This is a genomic window from Streptomyces spinoverrucosus (genome assembly GCF_006539505.1).
Taxonomy (GTDB): domain Bacteria; phylum Actinomycetota; class Actinomycetes; order Streptomycetales; family Streptomycetaceae; genus Streptomyces; species Streptomyces spinoverrucosus.
Map to the genome: position 1 here is coordinate 61,840 of NZ_BJND01000007.1, position 15,869 is coordinate 77,708.

Here is a 15,869-nt window from a genome sequence, read left to right on the forward strand (position 1 = left end):
GCGGGACCCACCAGTCTGGTCAGCGACTCACGAGTAACAGTGCAGGCAAGGACACAGGAATGGGAACCCGGGGTTGTCGGTTTCCCGCAGCTTTCAGTGAACTGCCCCTCATCCGGTGAACAGCTGTGTCGCCTTCCGTACGAGTTCGTACAGGCCGTACGCGAGCGGCGCGCCGACCCACAGCCACGCGAACGCGATGAGTGGCCGCCGGTCAGGCGGACTCTGGCTGTTGTCGTTCGACATCGACGGCCTCCTGACGGGGTGCGGGGACGTGGTGACGCGGGTGGACGGGGCGGACGAGTTCGTTGGCGACGAAGCCGACGACCAGCAGCCCGATCATGATGGTGAACGACAGCCCGTACAGGGCCGCGCCATGCTTGCCGGCCTCCTCCTGCCGGTCGGCGATCCAGTTGACGATCAGCGGCCCGAGCACGCCGGCCGTGGACCAGGCGGTGAGCAGCCGCCCGTGGATCGCGCCGACCTGATAGGTGCCGAAGAGGTCCTTCAGATACGCCGGGATGGTGGCGAAGCCGCCGCCGTAGAAGGAGAGGATCACCAGCGCGGACAGGATGAACAGCGGCTTGGACGAGTCGCCGAACAGCGCGATGAGCAGGTACATCAGCGCGCCCACACCCAGATAGACGCGGTAGATGTTCTTGCGTCCGATCAGGTCGGACGTCGACGACCAGGCGATACGGCCCGCCATGTTCGCCGCCGAGAGCAGCGCGACGAACCCGGCGGCCGCCGTCACCGAGACCGGTGTCGAGGTGTCCGCGAAGAAGTCCGTGATCATCGGTGCGGCCTTCTCCAGGATCCCGATGCCGGCGGTCACGTTCATGCAGAGCACGACCCACAGACACCAGAACTGCGGTGTGCGCACGGCGCTGTTCGCCGACACCTGCACGCCCTCGACCACGCTCGGCCCGGACGCCACCGGCTTCTCGGTCCGCGGCACCCGCACCAGCACCACGCCGAGCAGCATGAACACGGCGTACGACAGCCCGTGCACCAGGAAGGCAAGGGCGATCCCGGAGCTGTCGGAGCCGAACGACTCAAGCATCTGCGCCGACCACGGCGAGGCGATCAGCGCGCCGCCGCCGAAGCCCATGATGGCGATGCCGGTGGCCATGCCGGGCCGGTCCGGGAACCACTTGATCAGCGTGGAGACCGGCGAGATGTAGCCGATGCCGAGGCCGATCCCGCCGACGAAGCCGTAGCCGAGGACGATCAGCCAGTACTGCTCCGTCGCCGCGCCGAGCGCGGACAGCAGGAAGCCCGACGAGAAGCACACCAGCGCCACGGTCATCGCCCAGCGCGGCCCCCGGCGCTCCACGAGCGTGCCGCCGAACGCGGCCGACAGGCCGAGCATGACGATGCCGAGCTGGAAGGGCAGCGCACTCTGGGTGCCGCTGAGGCCGAGCGCGGATTCGAGGGGCGGCTTGAACACGCTCCAGGCGTAGGCCTGCCCGATGGAGAGGTGGACGGAGAGCGCGGCGGGCGGCACCAGCCAGCGGCTCCATCCCGGGGGTGCGACGGGGGGACTCATGGGACCCGGACGGTACGAAGGATCAAGGGAGTTGAGAAGACGGCGCGTCGACCGTATGCGATGAGCGGTATCCAACCTGCGCCGAACGGTCATCGTACGGACCCTTGTCGCCCCAACCTCCATACTGTAGACAATATTTCGTCGACATAAGCCGTACGGCCGTCACCTCCGCGGTATCCCTCAAACCGAACGGAGTGTTCTCGTGAAAGTCGCAGTCCTCGGCGCCGGAGCGATCGGCGCCTACGTCGGTGCCGCGCTCCACCGCGCGGGCGCCGATGTCCACCTCATCGCCCGTGGACCGCATCTCGCGGCCATGAGGCGGCACGGAGTACAGGTGCTCAGCCCGCGCGGCGACTTCACCGCGCACCCCGACGCCACCGACGACCCGGCCGAAGTCGGCCCGGTCGACTATGTCTTCCTGGGCCTGAAGGCCAACTCGTACGCGGCGTGCGGGCCGCTGATCGAGCCACTGCTGCACGACACCACGGCGGTGATCGCCGCCCAGAACGGCATCCCCTGGTGGTACTTCCACCGCCACGGCGGCCCCTACGACGGCCACCGCATCGAGAGCGTGGACCCCGGCGGCGCGGTCAGTGCGGTGCTCGCGCCCGACCGGGCCATCGGCTGTGTCGTCTACGCGGCCACCGAACTCGAAGGACCGGGTGTCGTACGGCATCTGGAAGGCACCCGGTTCTCCATCGGCGAACCCGACCGCAGCGTGTCCGAGCGGTGTTCCGCCTTCAGCGAGGCGATGCGGGGCGGCGGCCTGAAGTGCCCGGTCGAACCGCACTTGCGCAACGACATCTGGCTGAAGCTGCTCGGCAACATCTCCTTCAACCCGATCAGCGCGCTGTCCCGCGCGACCATGCGCCAGATGTGCCTGCACGGCGGCACGCGCAGGGTCATCGAGATCATGATGACCGAGACGCTCACCGTCGCCGAGGCCCTCGGCTGCGAGGTCGGCGTCTCCATCGAACGCCGCCTCGCGGGCGCCGAGAAGGTCGGCGACCACCGCACCTCCACGCTCCAGGACCTGGAGCGCGGCAAACCGCTCGAACTCGACGTCCTGCTCTCGGCCGTCGTCGAGTTGGCGGAGATCACCGGCGTCGACGTGCCCACCCTGCGCACCGTGCACGCCATCTCGGACCTGCTCGCGCTGAGGAGCGCCGCATGAGGAAACGCGAACCGAAGACCTACACCAGGCTGACCCACCCCCTCGTCAGGGACTCCCGCGACGAGCCGTTCCGCCCGGCGAGCTGGGACGAGGCCCTGGACCGGGCCGCCCGCGGCCTGCAGCGCAACCGGGACGCGTTCGGCATGTTCTCCTGCGCCCGCGCGACCAACGAGATGAACTACGTCGCCCAGAAGTTCGCCCGCGTGGTGATGGGCACCAACAACGTCGACTCCTGCAACCGCACCTGCCACGCCCCGAGCGTCGCGGGCCTGTCCGCCGCCTTCGGCTCCGGCGGCGGCACCTCCTCGTACGAGGAGATCGAGCACACCGACGTCATCGTGATGTGGGGCTCCAACGCCCGCTTCGCGCATCCGATCTTCTTCCAGCACGTGCTGAAGGGGATCAGGAACGGCGCCCGGATGTACGCCGTCGACCCGCGCCGCACCTCCACCGCCGAGTGGGCGGAGAGCTGGCTCGGCCTCAACGTCGGCACCGACATACCGATGGCGCACGCGATCGGCCGCGAGATCATCCACGCGGGGCTCGCCAACGAGGCGTTCATCGAGCGGGCGACGACCGGCTTCGAGGAGTACAAGGCGCTCGTCGAGCCGTGGACGCTGTCGCTCGCCGAGAAGGTGACGGGCGTACCGGCCGCCGCCATCAAGGACCTGGCCCACGCCTACGCCCGCGCCGAGCGCGCCCAGCTGTGCTGGACCCTCGGCATCACCGAGCACCACAACGGCACCGACAACGTCCGCGCGCTCATCAACCTGTCCTTGCTCACCGGCCACGTCGGCCGCTACGGGGCGGGCCTGCAACCGCTGCGCGGTCAGAACAACGTGCAGGGCGGCGGCGACATGGGCGCCATCCCCAACCGCCTGCCCGGCTTCCAGGACATCCTCGACCCGGACATCCGGCTCAAGTTCGAGTCGGCCTGGGACACCGTCATCCAGCCGCACTACGGACTGAACCTGACGGAGATGTTCGAGGCGATGGAGGAGGGCACCCTCAGGGCCGTCTACTGCATCGGCGAGAACCCGGCCCAGTCGGAGGCGGACAGCGAACAGGCGGTACGACGGCTGAAGGCGCTGGACTTCCTCGTCGTGCAGGACATCTTCCTGACGAAGACCGCCGAGCTGGCGGACGTCGTGCTGCCCGCGACCGCCGGATGGGCCGAGACCGACGGCACGACGACCAACAGCGAGCGGCGGGTCCAGCGGGTGCGCAAGGCCGTGACCCCGCCCGGCGAGGCCCGCGAGGACATCGACATCATCTGCGATCTGGCGGCACGCCTGGGTCACGACTGGAAGTACGCCGACGCCGAGGCCGTCTGGAACGAGCTGCGCTCGGTGTCGCCGGACCACTACGGGATGACGTACCACCGCCTGGAGGAGCACCAGGGCATCCAGTGGCCGTGCCCGAGCACCGACCGGCTCGAACCCACCTATCTGCACGGCCGGTTGTGGGAGACGGACCCGGCCAAGCGGGGCAGGCTCGCGCCCTTCGGGCTGGTGCAGCACGATCCGCCGGTCGACCTCACCGACGACCAGTACCCGATCCGGCTCACCACCGGACGCCGGCTCGACTCCTACAACACCGGTGTGCAGAGCGGCAGTTTCGCCTCCCCGCTGCGCCGTGGCGAATACGTCGAGCTGTGCCCGGAGGACGCCGAGCGGTACGGGGTCGTGGTGGGCGAGGAGGTCCAGGTGACCTCCCGGCGTGGGTCCGTGGTCGCGCCCGTGTGGATCGACCCGGCGCTGCGGCCCGGGCTGGCCTTCATGACCATGCACTTTCCCGACGAGGTGGACACCAACCAGCTGACGATCGAGGCGAACTGCCCGATCGCGGGGACGGCGGAGTTCAAGGCGTCGGCGATCCGGATCGAGAAGCTTCCCGTCGCGACCATCGTGAGGTGACCTCAAGTGGACCTGCACTTCGGCGACAGCAAACCGACGGACGACGAGCGGGCGGCCGTCGACGCGCTGCTCGGTCCTCCGGAGTCCTCGTGGGAGGGCGCCGACCGCTCCGACGCCGACCTGAGGTGGGCGCGCGGCGGGCGGGAGGCCCGGGACCGGCGTGACCTGCTGTTGCCGGGGCTGCACGCGATCAACGACCGGGTCGGCTGGATCAGCGAGGGCGCCCTGGACTACCTGTGCCGACGGCTGACCGTGCCACCGGCGGAGGCGTACGGGGTGGCCACGTTCTACGCGATGTTCTCGGTGAAGCCGCGCCCGGCGACCGTGCTCCATGTCTGCACGGACCTGGCGTGCGCGGCCGCCGGGGCGCAGGAGCTGTGCGCCGGGATCGAGGCTCGGGTGGCCGCCGGCGTCCACGTCGAGCGCAGCCCCTGCCTGGGCCTGTGCGAACGCGCCCCGGCGGCGCTGGCGATCAGGGCCGGGGATCCGGTCCGTACGGCGGTCTCCGCACCGGCGACCGTCGATGCGGCCGTCCTCGCCGCCACCGCGCCGGACTCCGCACCCGAGGAGCCCCCGGCCGTCATGGCGGTCTCCCAGGCGGGCAGCGACGACCTGGTCCTCCTGCGGCGCGTCGGCGTGGTGGATCCGCTCAGCCTCGACGACTACCGCGCCCACGGCGGCTACACCGCCCTCCGCCGGGCCTTCGAGCTCGGCCCCGCGGGAGTCATCCGCGAGGTCACCGACTCCGGCCTGGTCGGGCGCGGCGGCGCCGCCTTCCCCACCGGCCGCAAGTGGCAGGCCACGGCGTCCCAGCCCGACCACCCGCACTACGTCGTCTGCAACGCCGACGAGTCCGAGCCGGGCACCTTCAAGGACCGGGTGCTGATGGAGGGCGACCCGTACGCGCTGATCGAGTCGATGACCATCGCGGCGTACGCGACCGGCGCGCATCAGGGCTATCTCTATCTGCGCGGCGAGTACCCGCGCGCCCTGCACCGCCTGGAGCACGCCATCGCCCAGGCCCGCGCGCGTGGCCTGCTCGGCGACGACATCCTGGGGCAGGGCTACGCCTTCGACATCGGGATCCGGCGGGGCGCGGGCGCGTACATCTGCGGCGAGGAGACGGCCCTGTTCAACTCGATCGAGGGCTATCGGGGCGAGCCGCGTTCGAAACCGCCCTTCCCCGTGGAGAAGGGCCTGTTCGGCAAGCCCACCGTCGAGAACAACGTGGAGACGCTGGTCAACGTGCTGCCGATCCTGACGATGGGCGCCCCGGCGTACGCGGCGATCGGCACGGCGAAATCGACCGGACCGAAGCTTTTCTGCGTGTCCGGCAGCGTGGACCGGCCGGGTATCTACGAGCTGCCCTTCGGCGCGACGCTGGGGGAGCTGCTGGAGCTGGCGGGGGTGCGCGAGGGCTTGCGCGCGGTGCTGCTCGGCGGCGCGGCGGGCGGCTTCGTACGGCCGGACGAGAGGGACATCCCGCTCACCTTCGAGGGCACCCGCGAGGCCGGTACGACGCTCGGCTCCGGGGTCGTGATGGCCTTCGACGACACCGTGCCGCTGCCCCGGCTGCTGCTGCGGATCGCGGAGTTCTTCCGTGACGAGTCGTGCGGGCAGTGCGTGCCGTGCCGGGTCGGGACGGTGCGGCAGGAGGAGGCGCTGCACCGGATCGTGGAGCGCACCGGTGCCGCTGCCGCCGATGACATCGCCCTGCTCAGGGAGGTCGGCCGCGCGATGCGGGACGCCTCGATCTGCGGTCTGGGACAGACCGCGTGGAACGCCGTGGAATCCGCCATCGACCGTCTGGGGGCGTACGAATGACCGCGATACCGCTGGGAGTGCCGCGCCGGCTGGTCGAGTTCACCATCGACGGCAAGGAGGCCAGGGTCCCGGAGGGCTCGACCGTCCTGGACGCCTGCCGGGCCGCCGGAAAGGACATCCCGACCCTCTGTCACGGCGACACCCTCACCCCGAAGAACGCCTGCCGGGTCTGCGTGGTCGAGGTCGAGGGCTCGCGCACCCTGGTCCCGGCCTGCTCCCGCAAGGCGGAACCAGGGATGACCGTCCACACGGACACCGAACGCGCCCGGCACAGCCGCAAGGTCGTCCTGGAACTCCTCGCCTCCTCGGTCGACTTGTCGACCACACCCCAGGTCGCCGGGTGGATCAAGGAGTACGAGGCGAAACCGGACCGCTTCGGCCCCGAGGCGGCCCGTCTCAACGAGGCACCGAAGATCGACAACGACCTCTACGTCCGCGACTACGACAAGTGCATCCTCTGTTACAAGTGCGTCGACGCCTGCGGTGACCAGTGGCAGAACACCTTCGCGATCTCCGTCGCGGGCCGGGGCTTCGACGCCCGGATCGCGGTCGAGCACGACGCCCCGCTGACCGACTCGGCGTGTGTGTACTGCGGGAACTGCATCGAGGTCTGCCCGACGGGGGCGCTGTCGTTCAAGTCGGAGTTCGACATGCGGGCGGCGGGTACGTGGGACGAGTCGCAGCAGACGGAGACCACGACGGTGTGCGCCTACTGCGGAGTGGGCTGCAACCTCACGCTCCATGTGCAGGACAATGAGATCGTCAAGGTCACCTCGCCGCACGACAACCCGGTGACCCACGGCAACCTCTGCATCAAGGGCCGTTTCGGCTACCAGCACGTACAGAACCGGGGCTGATCAGGACATGGGACGAGTCACGGAACGACGCAAGGTGATCCGCGTCCGGGACGGCGCGGTGTCCACCCGCCCGGACACGCTCGTCGCCGAGGAACCCCTGGAGATCCGCCTGAACGGCAAACCGCTCGCGATCACCATGCGCACCCCCGGCGACGACTTCGCGCTCGCGGCCGGGTTCCTGGTGAGCGAGGGAGTGCTGGGCGAGCAGTCGGACCTGCAGAACATCGTGTACTGCGCGGGCGCCACCGTGGACGGCTCGAACACATACAACGTGGTGGATGTGAAGACGGCCCCCGGGGTCGCGATCCCGGACATCACCCTCGAACGCAATGTCTACACGACCTCGTCCTGCGGGCTGTGCGGCAAGGCGAGCCTGGACGCGGTGCGCACGACGGCCCGCTGGCCCATCGCCGACACTCCCCCGGTCCGGGTGGAGCCCGAGCTGCTCGCGAGTCTCCCCGACCGGCTGCGGGCGGCCCAGCGGGTCTTCGACCGGACCGGGGGGCTGCACGCGGCGGCGCTGTTCGCCGAGGACGGTGAGCTGCTGGACGTACGGGAGGACGTGGGCCGGCACAACGCGGTCGACAAGCTGGTCGGCCGCGCCCTGCAGAACGGCGGCCTGCCGTTGTCCCGGACGATCCTCCTCGTCTCCGGCCGCGCCTCCTTCGAGCTGGCGCAGAAGGCCGTGATGGCGGGCATTCCGATGCTGGCGGCGGTCTCGGCGCCCTCGTCGCTGGCGGTGGACCTGGCCCAGGAGACCGGGCTGACCCTGGTGGGCTTTCTGCGGGGCAGCTCCATGAACGTGTACGCGGGCGAGGACCGCATCGCCCTGCGGACCGCGGCCGCCCAGGGCTGACGGTTCCCCGCGGCACGGCGGCGGGACCCCGAACGGCGGGGAGCGCCCCCTGCGCCGCAGGGGTCCCGCCTCAGCCCCAGCAGGCCCATGAACTGTGCGCGTTGCGCAATTTTCCCTATGACCTGATTTATCATGACCTGATTTGTCGTTGAATCCCGCAATGATCCGGTGACAACACGTCAGGCCGCTTGAGCACCACCCCCGTTATCCCTGCACGCTTCTTGCGGTGTGTCGCTGCCGCCAACTACCGTCTGTCACGCATACGTTGGACGTGGGATGTCCAGATGTTGTGACAAACGAAGGATCATATATGCCGTCAAGACTGCGCGCACGTCTGAGAACCACCCTCACCGCGGGCGTCGTCCTGACGGCCGCCGCCGTCCTACCGGGCCCCGCCCGAGCCCAACCCGCGTCGGCGGTCCCATTGTTCGAGGAGCAGGTCCTCTTCAAGGCCTCGCAGGACCCGGGCTACGCCTGCTTCCGGATTCCGGCGGTCGTGCGGACCACGAAGGGCACCCTGCTCGCGTTCGCCGAGGGGCGGGTCCTCAACTGCGGGGACGCGACCGACATCGACATCGTCCTGAAGCGCTCCACCGACGGCGGCCGCACCTGGGGCCCGATGCAGGTCGTCAACGAGGGCGCCGGCGACACACACGGCAACCCGACCCCGCTCGTCGACGAGGAGACCGGCCGGATCCTGCTGGCGGAGACCTACAACACGGGCCGCGCCGACAGCGAGCACTGTGACGTCCCCTGCGACCGCACCCCCCATCTGCAGTACAGCGACGACGACGGCGTCACCTGGTCCAGCCCGCGCGACCTCAGCCCGCAGATCCTGCCCGCGCACTGGAACTCCTGGTACGCCACCGGCCCCGTGCACGGCATCCAGCTCACCCGGGGCGCCCACGCCGGCCGGCTGGTCTTCGGCGTCAACACCGAGGCCTGGGACGGCAACCGGGTCACCGCCAACCATGCCGCCCTGATCCTCAGCGACGACGGCGGCACCACCTGGCGGGTCGGTGCCACCGACTCCTGGCCGCTCGCGGTCGACGGCAGCTTCCGCCAGAAGCCCTCCGAGATCTCCATGACCGAGCGATCCGACGGCACGATCCTGATCAGCGGCCGCGAGCAGGAGGGCACCGACATCGGCCACCGCTCCCAGGCCGTCAGCCGCGACGGCGGCCAGAGCTTCGAGGCCCCCTTCGAGATCCTCCCCGACCTCTACGCCCCCCAGGTCCAGGGCGCGATCCTGCGGCTCGGCGACCGCATCCTGCTGTCCTGCCCGGGTGACCCCGACCGCCGCCGGACCATGATGATCCGCTCCTCGTACGACGGCGGCGAGACCTGGGACAGCGTGGACCGCGGCACGGTCGTCACCCGCGACTGGTCCGGCTACTCCGACCTGGTGCACATCTCCGGCACCACCGTCGGCCTGATGTACGAGGGCGGCACGGTCGACGCCCGCGACGAGATCCGCTTCGCCCGCTTCAACGAGGAGTGGCTCGCACCCCGCCGCGGCCCCGACCCGACCACACCCGACCGCGCCCTGCTCGCCCCCGGGGCGAACGTCCTGGGCGGCGCCTCGACCACCCCCGGCGTGCTCGCCAACGCCCTCGCCTTCGACGGCAGCAACGACGCCGTACGCCTGCCGTACCGCGACGAACTCCTGCTCGGCAGCGGGGACTTCACCGCCTCCCTGTGGTTCCGCTACACCGCCGCGAGCGGTGAGCAGCCGCTGCTGTGGATGGGCGGGGTGGGCACCAGCCAGCCGCAGGTCTGGCTGCGCGCCGAGCCCGCGAGCAACAGGGTGCGCGGCCTGATCACCACCCGGGAGGGTGTCCGGACCGTCAACACGGCCGCCGTGCAGGCGAGTGGCGCCCACAACGACGGGCGGTGGCACCACCTCGCGCTGCGCCGCGGCGGCGGACAGCTGAGCCTGTTCCTCGACGGCAGGGCGGTCAGCGCCGAGGACGTGCCCGGCTCGGTGAGCCGCAACTCGCCGGTCGGGGTGCACATCGGCCAGCGCATGGACAGCCGGGCCTTCTTCACCGGCGCCATCGACGAGGTCCGCGTCTGGGACACGGCCCTGTCCGACGCGGAGATCGACCAGGTCCGCACCGGCCACACCGGCCCTCAGAACAACAACGTCCTGTGGCTCCCCATGGACCAGGTGACCGCCGCCCGCTAACGTCGCGGAGCGTGCCCGACGAGCGACGAGCACGACAGCGCGCGGGAACCGGGGCCGGACTGCTGCTGGCCCTGGTTCTCGCGGCCGTGCTGCTCACCGCCCTCCCGGACGGCGACCGGGAGGGCGGCGGCGCGTGCACGGGCCGTACGGTCGCCTCCTGGTCGGCCGCCGACGCGCTCACCGGCGAGTTCGCCCGCTACGGCGACGACTCCGGCCGCACCGACGACTGGACCGGCGGTGACGGCACCCACTCGCTGGAGCTGCCGGACGGCCGGGTGCTGTGGCTGTTCTCCGACACCTTCCTCGGCCCGGTGCATCCCCCGCCCAACCCGTCCGGCGAGTCGTACGCCTGGCGCGACAGCACCGCCCCGATGGTGCGCAACTCGGCGGTGGTGATGTCCGGGGGCCGCCTGCGCACGACACTCCCGGCGCCCCTCTTCCCCGACCCGGCCCCCGGCCAGTGGCGCTGGCCCGTCGCGGCCCGGGTCGAGCCGCGCTCCCCCGGCTCGGCGGAACAGGTCGTGCGGGTGCTGCTGTGGACGCGCGCGGCCGGCCAGTCGCCGTGGATCTACGGGGTGCCGCTCGCCACCGAGGTCGCCACGCTCTCGCTGCCGGAGCTGCGGGTCGAGTCCATCACCAAGGTGTTCGACCAGCAGTCGGTGCCGGATCCGTCCCGGCGGGTGCTGTTCGGTACGACGCTGGTGGCCGAGGACGGCTGGACGTACGTCTTCGGCGGCGACGACGGGCAGGCCGTGTCCCGCCCGGCCTCGTCGGCGTATGTGGCGCGGGTGCCGGACGGCGGGCTTGCGGATCCGGCCGCCTGGGAGTACTGGGACGGCTCCGCCTGGGTCACCGGGACCCGCCCGGCCGCGGTGCTCGGCGACGAGCGGCGCACCGGGGTGGGCAGCGCGTTCTCGGTGGTGCGGGACGGGGACACGTACGTGCTGTTCACCATGGCGGCGGGCGCGGCCGGGCTGAGCACGGTGACGTCGTACTGGGCCTGCTCCCCCACCGGGCCGTGGCACGGGCCGACGCGCGGCTTCAGCCCGCCACTGCCGTCCGGCGGGGTCGCCGCGTACAACCCGCAGGCGCACCCCGACGTCGACGACGGGAGTCTCGTCCTCAGCTACGACGTCAACTGGCTGGAGACGACGGGCGCGGCGGCGGCCGTCAGCCAGAACGTGGCCCGGTACCGACCGCGGTTCGTGACGCTGCGGTTGAAGCCGGTGGAGTGAGCTGCTCGCGCGGGTCGTGGGAGCGGCGCTTGGCGATCACCGCGCACACCATCAGCTGCATCTGGTGGAAGAGCATCAGCGGCAGCACGGCCAGCGAGGCCTGCGCGCCGAACAGCACACTCGCCATGGGCAGCCCGGAGGCCAGCGACTTCTTCGACCCGGCGAACTGGATGGCGATCCGGTCCTCCCGGTTGAAGCCGAGGGCCTTGGCGCCGTACCAGGTCAGGGCGAGCATCACGGCGAGCAGCACCGCCTCCACGCCGAGCAGCCCGGCCAGCCGGACGGGGCTGACCTGGTGCCAGACGCCGTGGACCATGCCCTCGCTGAACGCGGTGTACACGACGAGGAGGATCGAGCCGCGGTCGACGTATCCGAGGCCCTTCTTGTGGCGGGCGACGAAGGAGCCGATCCAGCGCCGCAGCACCTGCCCGGCCAGGAACGGCACCAGCAGTTGCAGCACGATCTTGATGACCGAGTCGGCCTTGAACCCGCCCGCGCTGCCGCCCAGCAGCGACGCCGCGAGCAGCGGGGTGATGACGATGCCCGCGAGGGAGGAGAAGGAGCCGGCGCAGATCGCGGCGGGCACGTTGCCGCGGGCGATCGAGGTGAACGCGATCGACGACTGGATGGTCGACGGGACCAGCGTGAGGAACAGCAGGCCGGTCCACAGGGAGTGGGTCAGGAACACCGGGACCAGTCCACGGGCGGCCAGTCCGAGCAGCGGGAAGACGACGAAGGTGCAGGCCAGCACGGTGACGTGGAGCCGCCAGTGCCTGAGTCCGTCCAGCGCCTCACGGGTGGACAGCCGGGCGCCGTAGAGGAAGAACAGGAAGGCGATCGCCGCGGTGGAGGCGCCGGAGGCCACGTCGGCGCCCGTACCCCGGGCCGGGAGGAGCGCCGCGAGGCCCACCGTCCCGAGCAACAGCAGGATGTACGGGTCGATCGGCATCCAGGACGGCCAACGCAGGCGTTTCACGGTGCTCCACTTGCTTGAACATGAGGCTTGGATCTGAGGGCCTGTACGGGCTCACGGGTCCCCGCTCCATCTTGCTCCCTCACCCGCCGATCGTGAATCCGGCATACCACTCTGACTGTCATCACGAGGCGCGATAGCTTGGTACTCGTGTACGACCCCTCTCACCTGCGCACGTTCCTGGCCGTCGCCCAGACGCTGAGCTTCACGCAGGCCGCGCGGCGGCTCGGGCTGCGCCAGTCGACGGTCAGCCAGCACGTCCGGCGGCTGGAGGACGCCACCGGACGGCAGCTGTTCAGCCGGGACACGCACTCCGTGGAGCTGACGGAGGACGGCGAGGCGATGCTCGGTTTCGCGCGCCGGATCCTGGCGGTGCACGAGCAGGCCACGGCGTTCTTCACCGGCACCCGGCTGCGCGGCCGGCTCCGCTTCGGCGCCTCGGAGGACTTCGTACTCACCCGGCTCCCGGAGATCCTGGAGGGCTTCCGGCACGACCACCCCGAGGTCGACCTGGAGCTCACGGTCGAGCTGTCCGGCACCCTGCACGAGCAGCTCGCGGCCGGAAAACTGGATCTGGTCCTGGCGAAACGGCGCCCCGAGGACCCGCGCGGCGAACTGGTCTGGCACGACCGCCTGGTCTGGATCGGCGCGGAACGCCTCCGCCTCGACCCCGACCGCCCGGTCCCGCTGATCGTCTATCCCCCGCCGGGCATCACCCGCGCCCTCGCCCTGGAGGCGCTGGAGCGTCAGGGCCGCGAGTGGCGCATCGCCTGCACCAGCGGCAGCCTCAACGGCCTGATCGCCGCCGCCCGCGCGGGCCTGGGCGTGATGGCCCACTCCCGCGGCTTCGTCCCGCCGGGCCTGGTCCGCGTCCCGGACCGCTTCGGCCTCCCCGAACTCGGCCAGGTTGACTTCGTCCTGGTCCACGGCCACCGCCGCCCCACCGCCCAGGGCCCGGCGGACGCCCTGGCTACGGCGATCCTGGCGGCGGGCGACCGACTGCACCGGCGCTAGGGTCTGTCGTTTGGATCATGCTGGCGTCGCGGGGCCTGGCACGCACATCTGCCGCGTTGTCGTCGGTCGCCGACGCTCCGCGTCGACTCCCTCCTCCGCCTTGCAGCTGCACGCACCAGACCCCGCTCGGGTCGGCCATAAGACACCCCCTCTCACAGCCAGCCTGATCCAAACGACAGACCCTAGCTGTACAGCCGGCGCGGCGGCCGCTGCCGGTATGTCGTACAGATTCGGTGGAGATTACGGTGCCGAAACTTACTCCATCGTCAGGAATCTGTCCGACCCTTCCCCATGTGCGCGCATTTTCCCCGCTGACCAGCGCGTACCTGAGCCCCGCTCCGCTTTCGCACCCCTCCCGTCACGACTGGCCGTGGGGTAGCTTTCACGGCCTGTGCGGGCGTCACAGGGAGCCGTCACAGAGAGCGGGGAACGGGTTTGCGCGAGTTCACCAATCCTCCGTTGGCGTTGGCACCCCCGGTGGGCGGTCTGGCCGACGTCGTCTTCGAGCACGCCCAGGACGACCCCCTGCACATCGCGCTCGGGCGCAAGGACGACGCCGGGCGCTGGCGGGACGTGACCTGCGCCGAGTTCCGCGACGAGGTGCTCGCCCTCGCCAAGGGGCTGCTCGCCGAGGGCGTCCGGTTCGGCGACCGAGTCGCCCTCATGTCCCGCACCCGCTACGAGTGGACGCTGTTCGACTTCGCGCTGTGGACGATCGGCGCCCAGGTGGTGCCGGTCTACCCGACCTCCTCGGCCGAGCAGTGCTACTGGATGCTGTACGACGCGGAGGTGACGGCCGCGATCGTGGAGCACGAGGACCACGCGATGACCATCGCCACCGTCATCGACCGGCTGCCGAGGCTGCGCCGCCTGTGGCAGCTCGACTCGGGTGCCGTCCAGGAGCTGTACGACGCCGGCGCCCACCTCGACGACGAGGTGGTGCACCGGCACCGCAAGGCCGTCACCCCGGACTCGGTCGCCACGGTCATCTACACCTCCGGCACCACCGGCCGCCCCAAGGGCTGCGTCATCTCGCACGGCAACTTCATGTACGAGGCCGACACCGTCATCGAGCGCTGGGAGCCGGTGTTCCACTCGAAGAAGGGCGACGAGGCGGCGACCCTGCTGTTTCTGCCGCTCGCGCATGTGTTCGGCCGGATGGTGGAGGTGGCCGCGATCCGCGGCAAGGTCCGCTTCGGCCACCAGCCGCAGCTCAACGCGGCCGCCCTGCTGCCCGACCTGGCCGCCTTCAAACCGACGTTCTTCCTGGCCGTGCCGTACATCTTCGAGAAGGTCTTCAACGCGGCCCGCCGCAAGGCCGAGCGGGAGGGCAAGGCGGGGCCGTTCGAGAAGGCCGTCGACATCGCCGTGCGGTACGCGGACGCGGTGGAGTCCAAGGCGTGGGGCATCGGGCCCGGCCCGTCGGCGGCCCTGCGCATGCAGCACCAGCTGTTCGACAAGCTCGTCTACTCCAAGGTGCGCGCGGCGATGGGCGGCCGGGTGCGGCACGCCATGTCCGGCGGCTCGGCGATGGACCGGCGGCTGGGCCTGTTCTTCGCGGGCGCGGGCGTGCAGATCTACGAGGGGTACGGCCTGACCGAGTCCACGGCGGCCGCGACGGCCAACCCGCCCGAGCGCACCCGCTACGGCACGGTCGGGCAGCCCATCCCCGGTGTCGCCGTGCACATCGCGGACGACGGCGAGATCTGGCTGCGCGGACCCAACGTCTTCCAGGGCTACCTCAACAACCCCAAGGCCACCGACGAGACCCTGCACGACGGCTGGCTGGCCACCGGCGACCTGGGCTCCCTCGACGAGGACGGCTACCTCACCATCACCGGCCGCAAGAAGGAGATCCTGGTCACATCGGGCGGCAAGAGCGTGGCGCCGGGGCTGCTGGAGGAACGCGTACGGGACCACCCGCTGGTCGCCCAGTGCATCCTCGTCGGCAACGACCGCCCCTATGTCGCCGCCCTGGTCACCCTCGACCAGGAAGCCGTCGAGCACTGGCTGCAAATGCGGGGCAAGCCCCGGCTCACCCCCGCCGAGCTGGTGCGCGACCCGGACCTGGAGACCGAGGTGCGGCGGGCGGTGGTCGCCGCGAACACGCTCGTCTCGCAGGCCGAGTCGATCCGCACGTTCCGCATCCTGGCGCAGCCGTTCACCGAGGAGCAGGGGCTGCTCACGCCGTCGCTGAAGCTGAAGCGGAAGGCGATCGAGAACGCCTACGCCAAGGAGGTCGACGCGCTGTACCGGACGTGAGGCCGCTTCCGGCCCGTTTTCCGG

General features: G+C 70.7%; 12 protein-coding genes. 9 read left to right on the plus strand and 3 right to left on the minus strand.

Annotation, left to right across the window (positions count from 1 at the left end; translation table 11 throughout):
• Window positions 1-108: 108 nt before the first annotated feature.
• Window positions 109-243, minus strand: coding sequence for an MFS transporter small subunit (locus tag SSP24_RS44875; RefSeq protein ID WP_256361597.1), 135 nt, complete (start codon window positions 241-243; stop codon window positions 109-111).
• A complete protein-coding gene (locus SSP24_RS04730; RefSeq protein ID WP_141307498.1) occupies window positions 212-1,546 on the minus strand; it encodes an OFA family MFS transporter in 1,335 nt (444 codons plus the stop codon). Before SSP24_RS04730 ends, SSP24_RS44875 begins: the two co-directional genes overlap by 32 nt.
• Window positions 1,547-1,748: 202 nt before the next feature.
• Between SSP24_RS04730 and SSP24_RS04735 the strand changes: the two genes are divergently transcribed.
• The 7 genes from SSP24_RS04735 (at window position 1,749) to SSP24_RS04765 (ending at window position 11,596) form a co-directional block, all read left to right on the plus strand.
• Window positions 1,749-2,720, plus strand: a complete 972-nt coding sequence (locus SSP24_RS04735; RefSeq protein WP_141307499.1) for a 2-dehydropantoate 2-reductase — start codon at window positions 1,749-1,751, stop codon at window positions 2,718-2,720.
• Window positions 2,717-4,636, plus strand: a complete 1,920-nt coding sequence (locus SSP24_RS04740; RefSeq protein ID WP_141307500.1) for a molybdopterin oxidoreductase family protein — start codon at window positions 2,717-2,719, stop codon at window positions 4,634-4,636. Before SSP24_RS04735 ends, SSP24_RS04740 begins: the two co-directional genes overlap by 4 nt.
• A 6-nt stretch (window positions 4,637-4,642) precedes the next feature.
• Window positions 4,643-6,460: an NADH-ubiquinone oxidoreductase-F iron-sulfur binding region domain-containing protein gene (locus SSP24_RS04745; protein ID WP_141307501.1), complete on the plus strand. Its 1,818-nt coding sequence runs from the start codon at window positions 4,643-4,645 to the stop codon at window positions 6,458-6,460.
• On the plus strand, window positions 6,457-7,317 hold the full coding sequence (locus SSP24_RS04750; protein ID WP_141307502.1) for a 2Fe-2S iron-sulfur cluster-binding protein: 861 nt from the start codon (window positions 6,457-6,459) through the stop codon (window positions 7,315-7,317). The genes SSP24_RS04745 and SSP24_RS04750 overlap by 4 nt, the downstream gene beginning before the upstream one ends.
• 7 nt (window positions 7,318-7,324) lie before the next feature.
• Window positions 7,325-8,173 carry a formate dehydrogenase accessory sulfurtransferase FdhD gene (gene fdhD, locus SSP24_RS04755; protein ID WP_141307503.1) on the plus strand — a complete coding sequence of 283 codons (849 nt, stop codon included), beginning with the start codon at window positions 7,325-7,327 and terminating at the stop codon, window positions 8,171-8,173.
• A gap of 310 nt (window positions 8,174-8,483) precedes the next feature.
• Window positions 8,484-10,361, plus strand: coding sequence for an exo-alpha-sialidase (locus tag SSP24_RS04760; protein ID WP_141307504.1), 1,878 nt, complete (start codon window positions 8,484-8,486; stop codon window positions 10,359-10,361).
• Window positions 10,362-10,372: 11 nt separating this feature from the next.
• Window positions 10,373-11,596 (plus strand): DUF5005 domain-containing protein, encoded by a 1,224-nt coding sequence (locus SSP24_RS04765; protein WP_141307505.1) that lies wholly within the window; start codon window positions 10,373-10,375, stop codon window positions 11,594-11,596.
• Here the strand turns inward: SSP24_RS04765 and SSP24_RS04770 are convergent.
• Window positions 11,532-12,572, minus strand: coding sequence for a bile acid:sodium symporter family protein (locus SSP24_RS04770; protein WP_141307506.1), 1,041 nt, complete (start codon window positions 12,570-12,572; stop codon window positions 11,532-11,534). The two genes, SSP24_RS04765 and SSP24_RS04770, sit on opposite strands and share 65 nt — an antisense overlap.
• A gap of 147 nt (window positions 12,573-12,719) precedes the next feature.
• On the opposite strand from SSP24_RS04770, the gene SSP24_RS04775 reads away from it, so the two are divergent.
• Window positions 12,720-13,583 carry a LysR substrate-binding domain-containing protein gene (locus SSP24_RS04775; protein WP_141307507.1) on the plus strand — a complete coding sequence of 288 codons (864 nt, stop codon included), beginning with the start codon at window positions 12,720-12,722 and terminating at the stop codon, window positions 13,581-13,583.
• 435 nt (window positions 13,584-14,018) lie between these two features.
• On the plus strand, window positions 14,019-15,845 hold the full coding sequence (locus SSP24_RS04785) for an AMP-dependent synthetase/ligase (protein ID WP_141307509.1): 1,827 nt from the start codon (window positions 14,019-14,021) through the stop codon (window positions 15,843-15,845).
• Window positions 15,846-15,869: the final 24 nt, after the last annotated feature.

Excerpts from the sequence above, each read along its gene's own strand:
- SSP24_RS44875 (WP_256361597.1), bottom strand. The coding sequence starts at position 243 with ATGTCGAACGACAACAGCCAGAGTCCGCCTGACCGGCGGCCACTCATC.
- SSP24_RS04730 (WP_141307498.1), bottom strand. The coding sequence starts at position 1,546 with ATGAGTCCCCCCGTCGCACCCCCGGGATGGAGCCGCTGGCTGGTGCCG.
- SSP24_RS04740 (WP_141307500.1), top strand. The coding sequence starts at position 2,717 with ATGAGGAAACGCGAACCGAAGACCTACACCAGGCTGACCCACCCCCTC.
- SSP24_RS04750 (WP_141307502.1), top strand. The coding sequence starts at position 6,457 with ATGACCGCGATACCGCTGGGAGTGCCGCGCCGGCTGGTCGAGTTCACC.
- fdhD (WP_141307503.1), top strand. The coding sequence starts at position 7,325 with ATGGGACGAGTCACGGAACGACGCAAGGTGATCCGCGTCCGGGACGGC.
- SSP24_RS04760 (WP_141307504.1), top strand. The coding sequence starts at position 8,484 with ATGCCGTCAAGACTGCGCGCACGTCTGAGAACCACCCTCACCGCGGGC.